Annotated in this window: 9 protein-coding genes; 5 read left to right on the top strand and 4 right to left on the bottom strand. The window is 39.6% G+C overall.

What is annotated here, in order from left to right; translation table 11 throughout:
• Positions 1-3 precede the first annotated feature (3 nt).
• Genes ACWIB3_RS12155 through ACWIB3_RS12145 form a run of 3 tightly spaced genes read left to right on the top strand, consistent with a single transcriptional unit; the run spans position 4 to position 4829 of the window.
• Complete coding sequence (locus ACWIB3_RS12155) at positions 4-357, top strand: response regulator transcription factor (protein ID WP_185211717.1); 354 nt, start codon at positions 4-6, stop codon at positions 355-357.
• A 3-nt stretch (positions 358-360) separates the two neighbouring features.
• The gene (locus tag ACWIB3_RS12150; RefSeq protein WP_454291711.1) at positions 361-1428 is read left to right on the top strand and encodes a hypothetical protein; all 1068 of its coding nucleotides are present in this window, start codon (positions 361-363) and stop codon (positions 1426-1428) included.
• 2 nt (positions 1429-1430) lie between these two features.
• Positions 1431-4829, top strand: coding sequence for a sulfatase-like hydrolase/transferase (locus tag ACWIB3_RS12145; RefSeq protein ID WP_454291710.1), 3399 nt, complete (start codon positions 1431-1433; stop codon positions 4827-4829).
• A gap of 3 nt (positions 4830-4832) precedes the next feature.
• Here ACWIB3_RS12145 and ACWIB3_RS12140 read toward each other — a convergent pair whose 3' ends face one another.
• A complete protein-coding gene (locus tag ACWIB3_RS12140) occupies positions 4833-6086 on the bottom strand; it encodes a YaiO family outer membrane beta-barrel protein (protein ID WP_454291709.1) in 1254 nt (417 codons plus the stop codon).
• 178 nt (positions 6087-6264) lie between these two features.
• Between ACWIB3_RS12140 and ACWIB3_RS12135 the strand changes: the two genes are divergently transcribed.
• Both ACWIB3_RS12135 and ACWIB3_RS12130 read left to right on the top strand, forming a co-directional pair.
• Positions 6265-7356 (top strand): helix-turn-helix domain-containing protein, encoded by a 1092-nt coding sequence (locus ACWIB3_RS12135; protein ID WP_454291708.1) that lies wholly within the window; start codon positions 6265-6267, stop codon positions 7354-7356.
• A gap of 180 nt (positions 7357-7536) precedes the next feature.
• Positions 7537-7878, top strand: coding sequence for a hypothetical protein (locus tag ACWIB3_RS12130; protein WP_454291707.1), 342 nt, complete (start codon positions 7537-7539; stop codon positions 7876-7878).
• A 21-nt stretch (positions 7879-7899) separates the two neighbouring features.
• Here ACWIB3_RS12130 and ACWIB3_RS12125 read toward each other — a convergent pair whose 3' ends face one another.
• The 3 genes from ACWIB3_RS12125 to ACWIB3_RS12115 are packed head-to-tail and all read right to left on the bottom strand — an operon-like array spanning position 7900 to position 13199.
• Positions 7900-9789 carry a CocE/NonD family hydrolase gene (locus ACWIB3_RS12125; RefSeq protein WP_454291706.1) on the bottom strand — a complete coding sequence of 630 codons (1890 nt, stop codon included), beginning with the start codon at positions 9787-9789 and terminating at the stop codon, positions 7900-7902.
• Positions 9789-11771, bottom strand: a complete 1983-nt coding sequence (locus tag ACWIB3_RS12120) for a S9 family peptidase (protein WP_454291705.1) — start codon at positions 11769-11771, stop codon at positions 9789-9791. Before ACWIB3_RS12120 ends, ACWIB3_RS12125 begins: the two co-directional genes overlap by 1 nt.
• 21 nt (positions 11772-11792) lie before the next feature.
• The gene (locus tag ACWIB3_RS12115) at positions 11793-13199 is read right to left on the bottom strand and encodes a RagB/SusD family nutrient uptake outer membrane protein (RefSeq protein ID WP_454291704.1); all 1407 of its coding nucleotides are present in this window, start codon (positions 13197-13199) and stop codon (positions 11793-11795) included.
• Positions 13200-13201 lie beyond the last annotated feature (2 nt).

Below are 13201 nucleotides of genomic sequence, written 5' to 3'. Positions count from 1 at the left end.
GAAATGGTTGTGTTATTAGCTGAAGACGATGAATTAATCCTCAAAACTATCGAACATAAACTAAAAAAAGAGGGTTACCAGGTGATCTTAACGAGGAATGGAATGGAGGCCATCGATTTGTTGAATAAAGAAGAAATCGATCTTATCATCAGCGATATCATGATGCCTTTTGCATCGGGTATCGAAATCCTTTCGGAGTTAAAGAGTCTAGAAAAGAGGATACCAATTATCATGTTATCCAGTATGGGGCAAGAAGATACTGTGCTTGAAGCATTTGACTTGGGAGCTTCTGATTTTATGGTTAAACCCTTCAGTCCCAATGAACTGATTATTAGAGTAAATAGACTGCTGCGATAGCCTATGGAGAAAATGTTTACCCTTCATGAGTTGACATTAGGAATATTGACCATTCTGATATTGGTTTTCCTTTTTACGCTTGGATTGTTGATCTACAGTTTCCGAGCCTATAAATTGGAAATCAATAGGAAGTATTGGAAGAATATGTTGAACGAATACTTGATGCAAGTACTCGTAGAAGGGAACCAAACCGATCTGTATATCGACCCTAATCTGTCGGAATTACTGAAGCATGAGAATTTCAGGAGGTTTTTCTTGGGGCAACTCATTGAAGCTGACCGTAAGTTTTCAGGAGTGGCTGCTACGGTCCTACAGCGGGTCTTTTATTCCTATCAATTAGATAAAGAGTCCTATAGTTTACTTAGAAGCTATAAGGGGCATTTAATTGCTCGAGGCATACAGGCCTTGACTATCATGGATGTGCATTTGGCCTTACCTGAAATTGAATCCAAACTGAATCATCGGAAAAAGAATGTGGTCCATGAGGTACAATATGCCATGGTACATTTCAATGGTTTTGAGGGCTTATCCTTTTTAGACACGCTAGAAGGAATTCTGTCGGATTGGCAACAGCTGCGGATTTTGAACAATATTAAATCTTTACCCAAAAATGCCACTGAAAAGATCAGTAAATGGCTGGAGTCCAATAATCCATCGGTTTTGCATTTTGCATTAAAGTTGGTTCGGAAATTTCAAATTTTTGAGTTGCATGATCAGGTAGTGGCGATTTTGGCGGATGACCAGGATGTGATTTTGAAGGATGCCATCAAAACACTTTTTAGTTTGGATGCTCAGGATACATCCAGTCTATTGGCCATTTATTATCCTAAAATGAAGGAAGACCTTCAACTTGAGATCCTAAAGGGATTTGGGCAGACTAGGGCTTTTGATCAATTAGAATTTTTAAGATCGCACTTAATAGACAATCCTTCCAATAGGATTAAGGTTTCGGCTGCCGAAGCTTTAGCGAATCTTGGGGAATTTAAATATTTAATAGACTTAAGTAATAAGTTGGCTCCTGAGGATCCAACTTTAATGGTTTTGAATCACGCTCTGCAGAAAAAATCCTAATTATGGCTGAGATTATTTATGTAATCATAGTTTGGTTATTTTTACTTTATTCCATTGGAATTTTTAGTGTTTATACCTGGATTGCTCTATTTTCCTATGGTGCTGTCCTGCGTTATAAGCATGGTAATATCTTTACGGATTATTCCATTATAGCCTCCAATCCGAATGCGCCAAGTTTCAGTTTGATTGCACCCGCCTATAACGAAGGAATGACGGTGGTGGAGAATGTCCGCTCACTGCTTTCCATATATTACCATAAATTGGAGATTATCATCGTCAATGATGGTTCTAAGGATGATTCAATGGAAAGATTGATCGAGGCCTATCAATTAGAAAAAGTTTCTTATATCATTCCTGGGAATATAGCAACCAAAGAAGTAAAGCAGGTTTACAAAAGTAAGAACCCTGCTTTTAAGAAATTGATTGTAGTGGATAAGGTGAATGGGGGGAAGGCCGATGCATTGAATGTTGGGATCAATATTTCTAAGGCTGACTATATTGTCTGCATCGATGTGGACTGTATCATAGAGCAAGATGCCATTTTGAGATTGGCGAAGCCTTTTATGGAGCAGACAGACAAGCGCTTGATTGCATGTGGTGGGACCATCCGTTTAGCAAATAACTGTAAGATAGAGAAGGGTAAGGTTGTTGAAGTTAATTTACCAAAAAGCTGGTTAGGCCGGAGTCAGGCATTGGAATATATCCGGGCGTTTGTATTGGGACGTATGGCCTGGTCAAGAGCCAGTGGGTTAATCTTGATTTCAGGTGCATTTGGTGCTTTTGACAAGGAGATTGTGCTGGCCTGTGGTGGATATGATCCAAAGACGGTGGGTGAGGATATGGAGTTGGTGGTGAGAATGCGTAGGTATATGAAAGAGCATAAATTGCCTCATCAGGTTATTACCATTCCAGACCCTTTATGTTGGACCGAAGTTCCCGAGGATAAGTCTGTGTTAAAGAAACAAAGGAATCGTTGGATGCGTGGAACGATGGAGACCCTGTGGAAACATAGGAAAATGATGTTCAATCCGAAGTACGGCAAGATGGGAATGCTCAGTTTGCCATATTGGTTTTTCTTTGAGTTTCTTGGACCCTTGGTTGAGTTTTCGGGGTATGTTATTTTCTGGATATTCTTATTTATGGGCGTCTTGAACTGGACTTTCTTCTTTGTCCTATTTGCCTTAGTCTTATTTTCTAGTATACTCTATTCCGTATATGCGATTTCGGTTGACTTAGTGAGTTACCAAGTTTATACCAAGCGGAAGGATTTGACCAAGTTGATCCTGACGGCCATAATAGAACCTTTTTATTTTCATCCCATAGTCACGATGGCAGGTATCAGGGGGATGATTGATTATTTCAAGAAAGGGCATACTTGGGGTGAAATGACAAGACAAGGCTTCTCGGATCAAGTTCATGAAACTTTCAAGGAAAAGGTTGTCCGTATTATTAAGTCCTTGTTCCGGGAGTTTAGCTCGGTCGCAAGTTTATTTATGATCCTAATTTCGATTTTTAGCATATTGGAATACTTTATCTATAGTCATAATATCCAGCAATTCAATGGCATGAGTTCGTTTTTTGTCTTGTTGCTGAATAACGTATTGATAGGGTTTGTGATTCTGGTGCTCTTTTTCGTGATCTACGCAGTCTTGGCAATCTTTAATCGTCAGTTTTCCAGAGTTGCCCTTCATGTTTTGGCGAGTTTAATTTTGATCTCTCAACTGGTATTGGCCTTTTATTTTGCAGAATCGAGAAATTTATTGGGGACCGACCTGTTTTTTTATTCTGCGGATGAGCTGAAGAATATACTGCTTGCCAGTGGGGTATTGAATTGGGTTAATATTTTGATTTTAATAGTCGGTTTAGTTGGATTATATTTTGTGTTCCATAAAACGAGTAACCGATTTAAAGGCTCAGGGAAATTGTCGGCAGTTTTTCTTGGCTTGGCGATTTTAGCTTTTGGATATCTTTCCATGGGTGGAGATGTGAAAAGCGCCACAAAAAATGAGTTTTTGGAAACTGCAGAGAAAAGCAAGCTTGGGTTTTTCATGGAGAGCAATGCCAAGATGCTCATGGAAGATATTGAAGAAGGATTAGGCTTGAATACATCATCTGCTAGTTATGCTCAAGTTTCTGGGGACTTTCCATTTATGCGAGAAGATCAAACCCTAGACCTGCTCGGACCATTTTTCGACAAGAGTGATTCTGTTCCTAATCTTGTGTTAATTATCGTAGAGGGATTGGGCAATGCTTATAGTAATCCTACTGGATATATCGGTGATTTTACGCCATTCTTGAACTCCTTAAAGGATAGCTCTTTGGTATGGGAAAATAATCTAAGCACATCGGGAAGAACTTTCTCTGTGCTTCCGACGATTTTAGGTTCCCTGCCATTTGGAAATTCGGGCTTCCTAGAATTAAAGGATTATCCGGAACATTTTAACCTGATCAATATCTTGAAGAAAAATGGCTTCTCCACAGCATTTTTCTACGGTGGAGATGCTGAGTTTGACTATATGAGCAAATACCTGAAGGCAAACGCTATTGATGAGTTAGTCGATGTCAGCTCCTTTCCGGAGGGGTATAAAAAACTGCCGAGCAGCAATGGGGAAAGTTGGGGTTATGAAGATCAGGCGGTATTAGAACAATTAAGATTGGCAAATCAGGAGAATAATGCTCCGCATTTCCATATTGCCCTGACTTTATCGACCCATAACCCATTCCTGATCAATAATGAGGCAAAGTTTGCTTCCATGTTTGATCAAAGGCTGAAGACGATTAAGCTGAACAGTATACAAAAGAATTTTGCTTTGGAAAATAGGAAGCAATTGATTTCGGTGCTGAATGCGGACGAGGCTTTAAGGGATTTCTTCCGTTCCTACCAGCAGCGAAGTGATTACAAGAATACGATCTTTATTATCACCGGAGACCATAGTATGCCAGAGATACCTCTGCAAAGTAAGATAGATCGCTATCATGTTCCTTTGATTGTGTACTCTCCTTTATTGAAAACTAAACGTAAATTTCAGAATGTGGTCAGTCATTTTGACCTTGCTCCAAGCATTTTGGCATTTTACAAAAATAATTATCAGTTGGAGGTTCCAGGTCAGGTTGCTTGGGTAGGACAGGGATTGGATATCGGAGCTAACAAGAAAGGGCTCGGGATTCCAATGATGCAAAGTAAATCGCAATTGATTGATTTTGTTTCTGCGGACCTGCATTTGAACTCAGGGACTTTATACAAATTAAATAAAGACCTCAGTGAAGATGGGATAGATAATAAATCGGGTGCCGAGGAGCTGAACCAAAGATTTGATACCTTCAAAAAAATGAACAGGCAATTTACTTCAAAAATGAAGCTATTGCCTGACAGTGCTTTTAGATCTTATTTTAAGAATTAAATTTTAGAACCTTCTTCTATAGCCAACCGTGAAATCAAGTTGATTATCCCTGGTTTTTGGTTTATACTCCACATTATAATAAGTGCCGGAGATATTGAAAATATTTTTGGATTTTACACTGAAGTTGTAGTCTAAACCTGTTTTAAAGGTTTTCAATTTGTACAGATTGTCAAATAGCAAATTTTCTCTGTTTTGGTCAGGACTGATACCTGTTCCAACGATAAAGCCTAGAAAATCATCAGAACCCTTGGTATAATATCTAACTGTTCCGGCATAGGATTGGGAGATATTGTTTTCACTTGGGGTAAGGTAAGTTCTGGCATTGAACCAAAAGTTTTTATAGTATTTACCAATAGATGCGGTATACATCCAAACATTATCGGTGAATTTCAATTGTCTGAAACCGATCTCAGCTTCAAAACTAGCTGGTAAGTTGGCGTATAGAGAGGCTGCGGTCCTGAATTTTGGGAATAAGCCTGTACTATTAGAGAATCCCGTACCAAGGTACATATAGAACATTTTGGAAAGTCGCGGGTAGGCTTCCAGCTCAAATTGAGTTCCATTGCTTCCGAATTTGTTTGCTAGATTCGCCCTGAAAATAAATGATCCGATTGCTGTGCCTCTTTTATAGCTTAAACCTACGATATGCCAGTTGTCTTCAAATTGCTTGTCAAAATACATCCAATTGTAGGTGACACCAACCTCATTGATTCCTACCTGTTCTTTGATGGCAATTTCCAAGGTTCTGGCATCAGCATTTTTTGGGTCAATTTCTAAGATTTCATCTAAAGTTGCTTTTGCCGTTTTAAAATCTTTAGTGCCATTTGCGATTTTGGATTTTAACAAAAGAAGATCCATGGATTTAGGGTCATGGGTCAATCCCTTGTCTACAATTCGGAGAGCTTCTGGATAATTATCTTCCCAGTATTCAAGTGAACCATAAGCGAAATAGAAATCTGGATCCTTCGCTTCTTTAATTTCAAGTTCCTTGAATACGATTCGAGCGGAGTCGATTTTATCCATCCAAGTATATAACCTGCCCAGGAACACGGAGATGTCTGTATAATCTGGACTTTTAGCTAAGGCTGTTTTTGCTAGATTTACTGCAGCGGGATAGTTTTTGTTGTCAAATGCTTCCTTTCGAGCCGCTTGGAACAATTCATCCGAATTCAAATTGCTTTCTTGAGCACATAGCTCTTGTGTTCCAAAACTCAAAACAAAGACTAGAATAGTTAATAGTTGCGTTTTTAAATTCATAAGTAGATTGACTCGATAGAGAACAAAGGTAACCTCTTTAAGTGGATTTATGTCTAAACAAATAGATTTTTGGATAAAAAAATTATCTCAAATTGTGAACATAACAATAAGTTTTGGGGTTTGGTTTGTTTTATTTTTCTTTAGGGTATAAATTAACCATCAAATTAATGATTAAAGGATGAACCTAGAATTGATCATAAAAGGAGCTCTTGTGGGCGGAATGTTTCTGTTAGCCTTTCTGAATTTTAGTAATGCCATCCGGGTAAATCGAAAAGCTAACCTATGGTTTGGCTTTTTTGTGTTACTATGGTCTACATTCTGGTTGGATGAATTGATCTTTCCGGATAATCAATTCACTAATTATTCTGCCTATATTCTGTTTCGTACTGTTCAGTTTTTTGTTCCCTTGAGCTTCCTGATAAGTGTATATTATTATACAAACCCTCAGTATAATTGGAAAGCGAAAGATAGTTTTTTATTTCTATTACCAATAGCTTTTCTGTCCGTCCTTATCCTTGGAAAGGGAAATCCCCAAGGATTTTACAAACCGATATTGATGCTGTTGTTTTTTATTCAAGCCTTGTTGTGTACAGTCTTGGCCTATCTCAAATTGCGAAAGCATCAGAAAGTTATACAGTCGTTTTCTTCGAATACCATGAATATTGATCTGAGATGGATAAAGTACATTATTTACTGCTGCATCATTTCTTCGGTCCTGATTTTAATCTATAACCTATTATTCCCTGAAACTAACCTAAATATCATCATCAATTTATTTTTCATGGGCGTGCTCTATTTAGTTGCATTTTATTCCATGCGTCAGGGAGAAATTTACCCTAAAGGAATAGATGTTGACAAAACATTGGATATTGCTGATGAGGTAGATGGGGAGCAATCTGAGCATAAAATTAAATTATTGTCAGATGAAGATTTGATCCATTACAAAGCGGAGTTAAGTCAATTGATGATACAAGAGGAATTGTTTTTAGATAGTGAACTCAATTTATTGAAATTGGCAAATCGCTTAGGGATTACTGTACATCAATTGTCATACATTATTAATTCTGGATTTGGAATGAATTTCTTTCAATATATCAATCGGTTTCGGGTAGATAAAGCGAAAGAACTATTGGTTGATGAGACCATGATACCCTATAACATGATTTCAATTGGTTATGCTTCAGGCTTTAATTCCAAGACAGCCTTTAATACCGTTTTCAAAAATATAACCGGACTGACTCCAACTGAGTTCAGAAACTCTCGAAAATAAGGATATGCCCCTGTTATGTGGTGCCAATTTATAAACTTGAACACGTAAGTATTAGAATACTAAGGATTTAAGTAGTTAAGCTGATTTGTTGTTCTGATCTATAAGTCAAGACATTTGCAGCTTATTGATCGACTAATTTAGGCCTTGAACATTTTCATTTTTAGGATAAAGAATTAGTTTATGAAGTATTATCAAGAAATCGCTATCCATGCAGATCTAGAATTAATTCAAGAATTGTTGATCCGTTATGATCATATAGAGGTTTGGGAAAGGGGATTTGAGATATTTAAGGAATTGATAGTGGACGATAAGGAAAGCTGTATAATTCATTGGGATATCGAAAAAAACATAGATTATACCTATCGGCTGAAAGAAAATATTTTGGGAACGAAACTGTGCCTAGAAGCGAATGGCTTGGAGGAAGATTTGGATGGGTTGGAAGTTCAGTTTTATATGCGAAGAGCATTAAAGGGGATAAAAGAAAGAGCAGAGGAAAATTACTTCTTCTGCTCTAATGTTTAGTTCAATTAAATAGAATCTTTATTACGGTTGATAAACCTGTAGGCTAATAAATGATTTCTCGGTATTAGACCTGTAAATTCTTTGGGTATTTTTCTGGTAATCAGATTCTTTGGAATCATTGTATAGATCCATAAACTTACCAGGGTTGATATCAAGCATGGGGAACCATGATCCTTGAACCTGTACCATGATACGATGACCCTTTTTGAAGGTGTGAAAGGCATCCGTCAGATCAAAGTTCAGTTTGGTTGGTTGGTTAGGAACCATAGGTTCAGGGTTCTCTAAACTATTCCTAAACTTAGCACGGATTGGATCACCACGCAATAACATTTGGTTTCCACCCATCTTGATTTTTTGAGGATTGTCAGCAGGGTCAGGTGCATCGTTTGGATAAACGTCGATGACCTTGACAATAAAATCTGCATCTGTTCCCGAGGTAGAAGCAACTAAATGTACGCCTATACTTCCAGCAATGGTCAAGTCTTCTTTAAGGGGTTCCGAAACGTAAACCAGTACATCCGGTCTTCTGCTAGCAAACCTCTGGTCCTCAACCATCCAATCATTGCCGAATCTAGTCGTAATTTCTTGGGTAAAAGGCACTGGCTTTTTCGGGTCGTGGGTAAATTCATCAAAGTTATCCCTATCGGTTTTAGCATGTTCAGCTAGCTCGCCGTTAGGATTAAAATATAGGTTTTTTGTCTGTAAATCCTTTGGCGGCCATTGATCGAAATTATGCCATTTGTTGGCGCCGGTATTGAAAGCCATTACCTGAGGAAGGTCCATTGATCCCTTTCCTTTCAGGTGATAATTATAGAATTTCAATTCCAGTTCCTGACGGTAATACTCACCGGTATTGCTGTCCCAATAGATATTGGCAGAGCGGTCTCCTTTTTGCGATGACCAGCTGCCGTGGTACCAAGGGCCTAAAATCAGTCGGTTTGAAGTGTTTTGGCTATGACTCTTGATACCTTGGTACACATAAAATGGTCCACGGATATCCTGCGCATCAAACCATCCGCCCACTGTCATAACTGCCGGTGTGATATTCTTTAAGTGCGGGCGTACGTTTCTGGATTTCCAAAACTCATCGTAAGTTGGGTGGTTTCGGTATTCCTCCCAATGGATGTTTTCCCCTTTGAAAAAGTTTTTGTTCAGATTTGAAAGCGGACCCTGGCGTAGCCAGAAGTCATATCCATCGGGTGTATCATACTGCATGTTTCCAGCAGGGTATTTTTTCAGAGGTACTGGTCTCTTAACACCAAAGTTGTTGATGAAATTGATGTTGTGCGGCATTAGAAAAGCTCCATTATGCACCATGTCGTCACCTTGCCATAGGTCTGCCATTGGTGCTGATGGCATAGCCGCCTTTAATGCAGGGTGGGCATCGATCATACCGGCTACAACATAAAACCCAGGGTAGGAGCCACCGTAAGTACCCACTTTTCCATTATTGTTCTTGATGTTTTTGACAAGCCAATCGATGCTATCGTAAGTATCCATGCTTTCATCCCATTTTTTAGGATCTGATTGATTGGGAGCCATCCAAGTAAATGTTCCTTCAGACATAAATCTTCCACGGACATCTTGACGAACGAAGATATAACCTTCACGAACCAATTCCATGGAAGGTCCAAAGCGACTGCCAGGGTAATTATCTTCACCATAAGGTGCGCAGCTATATGGCGTACGCATCATCAAGAAAGGGTATTTTTCTTTTTTGTCCTTTGGACTGTATACAACAGTAAATAACTTGACGCCGTCGCGCATACTGACCATATACTCCTTCTTGTCATAGTGTTCGCGGAAGTATATGGAATCTTGGTTGATTGCTTGCGCAATAGATTGCGAGCAAAAGATAGCGAGCATGAGAAATAGACTTACTGTCCATTTCGTTAATATTGATCTAGCCATTATTTTAGGTATTTGTCAAACCAAGCTAATAACTCCTTATTGTTGTGAAGCCTATTTTTTGGCTGTGCCATTCCATGGCCTTCATTCGGATAACGAACGAAACGAGTAGGGATACCCACTTTTTTCAGTCCGATGAAGAATTCTTCAGCTTGGGTAATAGGAACATCCATATCGTTTTCTCCATGGACAATTAGGGTAGGGGTTTTCACTTTATTGATATGAGCCATTGGGGAGAAGTGCCATAAAAGGCTGTAATTGTCCCAAGGCATGCCATTAAATTCAGTTTCTATCAGATCCGGATAGATCGATGTTCCGTAGAAAGAAATGAGGTTGCTGACAGAAGCACTGGTTACTGCAGCCTTGAATCGATCTGTTTGAGTAACGACCCAATTGGTCATAAATCCACCGTAAGAGCCACCTGTAACTCCCATTCTGTTTTTATCCAAGAAAGGGTATTTTTCAAGGGCATAATCTAATCCTTTCATCAGGTCTAAATAATCTCCACCACCCCAGGCTTGGTAAGTGCCGTCGGAAAATTTCTGTCCATAGCCCGTGGAACCTCTTGGATTGATAAAGACTACAGCATATCCTTTTCCAGTCAACACCTCTACGATATCGGTATAGCTATAACCGAATGCGCCATGTGGACCACCATGAATACGTTGGATAACTGGGATCTTTGTACCTGCAGGAATGTTAGCTGGATAGGCAATAAATCCTTGGACATTGACGCCATCATGGGATTTGAACCAGAAGCTTTCTTTTTTGGAAAGGTCCTTGTCTTTTAACCAATTGCTAGATTCGTTAGTCAATTGTGTAATAGTTTTACCTTCATTATCAGATATATATACTTCATTTGCTGAATTGAAATCTGACATGGTAAAGGAGATTCTCTTGTTGGAAACATTGACAGCTCCAACACTAGCTTCTTTATCGATTATCGGTGTGAATGTTTTACCGTCTATGTTTCCTTTGTACAAGACACGTTTTCCATGTCTTGGGAATCCAAAGTAAAAGTTCTTGCTATCATCCATCCATTCACCTCCACTCAGTCTTTCATCCAAATCAGTGGTTAGGCAAGTAACCTCGCCATTAGCAACCTGATATATGTAAAGCTTAAGGTCTTCTGGGGAACTGTCTTTGGTGTTTAAGGGGCGGATCGTAGCTGGATAGAGGATGTATTTTCCATCTGGGCTCCAATTTGGGTTATGTTCAGTACCAATGGTATTGGTAATCTGTTTCACATTGGAATTGGAAATGTCGACTATGAACAGGTCGTTGTTGTAATTATTATCTGGATCATCGGTATGGTTTGAGACGTAGGCAATTCTTTTAGAATCTGGTGCCCAAGTTAAAGAATGGCTATCAAACTTATCATCCGTCAATACCTTTACGGTTCCTGTTGCTACATCCACCAAGTGGATTTTTGTTAGTACATTATCGGAGAAAGAAGTCCTGGATTTATAAAGGATCCTTTCGATTACTTTAGGAGATGCAGGGTCGATTTTGACTTGAGCCTTTTCAGCGTCTGCCCCCACGTATGCGATGAACTTTCCATCAGGGCTCCATGCGTAATTCTTCTTGGCAGAGTGGCCCAGGAAATGGTTGCTGGAATACACGGGGGCAACAAATTTTGGACTGTTGTCACTGTTTGTAATATAGAATATTCCGGATTGTCCATTGATATTACCACGGAAGGCCAGTTTACTGCCATCAGGAGACCATTGTGGGTCGCTGACCTGAGTCGCTACAGTTTCTTTTTTTCCTGATTTTATGTCGATGATAATTAATTCCGATTGTACTTTATTGGCTTCCAAATTGGTTTTCGCTTGTACGTAGGCTAATTTTTCACCATTTGGAGATAATGCTTGCCCAGCAATGGAAGGCATAGAGAAACTAGTCTCTTCCGTTATTTTTTGTTGGGCTTGAATGGAGCTGCCCATGTATACAGCTCCCATCAATAATAGATATTTTAACTTCATATAATTTGTCTTTTTTTGATGTTATTTATTTTTATAAAGGTCCCAGTTCACTTCTGCTTGTGGTAGTGGGAATTGGGTAAATACTTTTCCTTTATCATAAGTCGCATCAATTGCTTCACTCATATTGGCATATAATAGACCTGGTCCAGTATAGCGTCTTACGTCTACCCAGCGGTGGCCAGCAGGTTCAGCCCAAAGGGAATACCTACGTTGGTATAGGATTTCCTTAAGCAGGCTGTATTTGTCGGTAGGGCCGGTGTATTTGCCAATGTTAGCTGCCTCGCGGATAATATCGATACTGGCAATGGCATTGGTAGTTTGTCCTAATTGGGCTTGAGCTTCAGCTTTGATCAAGATCAATTCTTCGTTTTTGATAAAAGTTACCGGCAAAGTATTTGTTGGATAGCGGTTGTCTTGGTATTCACCTGTCAATGCCACGGTGGAAGTCGTAACTACGAAAGGAGTAGTTAGTTTAAAGAACTTCTTGGCAACACGGCTGTCTCCGGGAGTAGCATCGGCGATCAGTCCAGGATTTACAACTCTAAGGTTTCCTGGGTTAGGGATATTTAAGGCCATGAACAAAGGATTGTTCAGGTCAGCACCGCTACTGAAAGTATGCTTAGGCCCTTCTTCTAGATTTCCGTTTTCAGCGATGAAAGAACCTGATAGTGCATCCAATGCTCCTTGCCAATCTTTGCGATAGATCGCTAGACGTGCAGAAATGGCGCGGTTGACCTTGGCCAAGCCCGCAGGGTTGTTGTAGCCCGAAAATCCAGTGCTTAATTTAAAAGGAAGAGTAGTGCCTGCCTTCTTTAGATCTTCGAAACCTGCATCCAGTTGGCCTTTAATGTAGGTTAAGGCTTCATCATAGGAAACAAAAGGGCCAGGGTTCAATTCATCTTTAACATCCACGCGGATACCATTTTGGTAAAGCCAGTTGGCAGGGATCATGTATTGGTAGCCCATAATGGTTTTTGCAAAACCTGAAACAGAAGCTTTCTCTGTTTCATTCATTTTGTCGGTATTGGCCAAGGCATCCAAAATCAGGTTTGCCTGATTGATGGCACCGTAAGGAGAGGCATAAGAACCACCACCGGTTGTTCCATAGCCGAAGACATTGGAGTTTAGGGTGTAGTCGTTAAGGCCTAACCATTCGGTCATGTTGCGGGTATCCGATGAGTTCAATAACCAGATTTCACGACCTAAGCTGGCCCAGCCATTCGTTACGTTGGAAACATAATCGCGGTGTCTGGATTCTAAGCCCGTTACCAAATATTGGATCTGTTGAGGAGTTGCATTGTTGTTGACCGAAGCAACCGATGGGTTGTTTGGATCTATCATGGACTCAATGTCAAATGGGTTGCAAGAAGCAAGCAGACAAACTGACGAGAGCATGAATATCGTATTTTTTAATGTTGTCGTTTTCATGA

It is taken from the genome of Sphingobacterium sp. NPDC055431 (assembly GCF_053644255.1).
This window is presented reverse-complemented; position numbering and strand designations above follow the sequence as displayed.

Excerpts from the sequence above, each read along its gene's own strand:
- ACWIB3_RS12155 (WP_185211717.1), top strand. The coding sequence starts at position 4 with ATGGTTGTGTTATTAGCTGAAGACGATGAATTAATCCTCAAAACTATC.
- ACWIB3_RS12150 (WP_454291711.1), top strand. The coding sequence starts at position 361 with ATGGAGAAAATGTTTACCCTTCATGAGTTGACATTAGGAATATTGACC.
- ACWIB3_RS12145 (WP_454291710.1), top strand. The coding sequence starts at position 1,431 with ATGGCTGAGATTATTTATGTAATCATAGTTTGGTTATTTTTACTTTAT.
- ACWIB3_RS12140 (WP_454291709.1), bottom strand. The coding sequence starts at position 6,086 with ATGAATTTAAAAACGCAACTATTAACTATTCTAGTCTTTGTTTTGAGT.
- ACWIB3_RS12135 (WP_454291708.1), top strand. The coding sequence starts at position 6,265 with ATGAACCTAGAATTGATCATAAAAGGAGCTCTTGTGGGCGGAATGTTT.
- ACWIB3_RS12130 (WP_454291707.1), top strand. The coding sequence starts at position 7,537 with ATGAAGTATTATCAAGAAATCGCTATCCATGCAGATCTAGAATTAATT.
- ACWIB3_RS12125 (WP_454291706.1), bottom strand. The coding sequence starts at position 9,789 with ATGGCTAGATCAATATTAACGAAATGGACAGTAAGTCTATTTCTCATG.
- ACWIB3_RS12120 (WP_454291705.1), bottom strand. The coding sequence starts at position 11,771 with ATGAAGTTAAAATATCTATTATTGATGGGAGCTGTATACATGGGCAGC.
- ACWIB3_RS12115 (WP_454291704.1), bottom strand. The coding sequence starts at position 13,199 with ATGAAAACGACAACATTAAAAAATACGATATTCATGCTCTCGTCAGTT.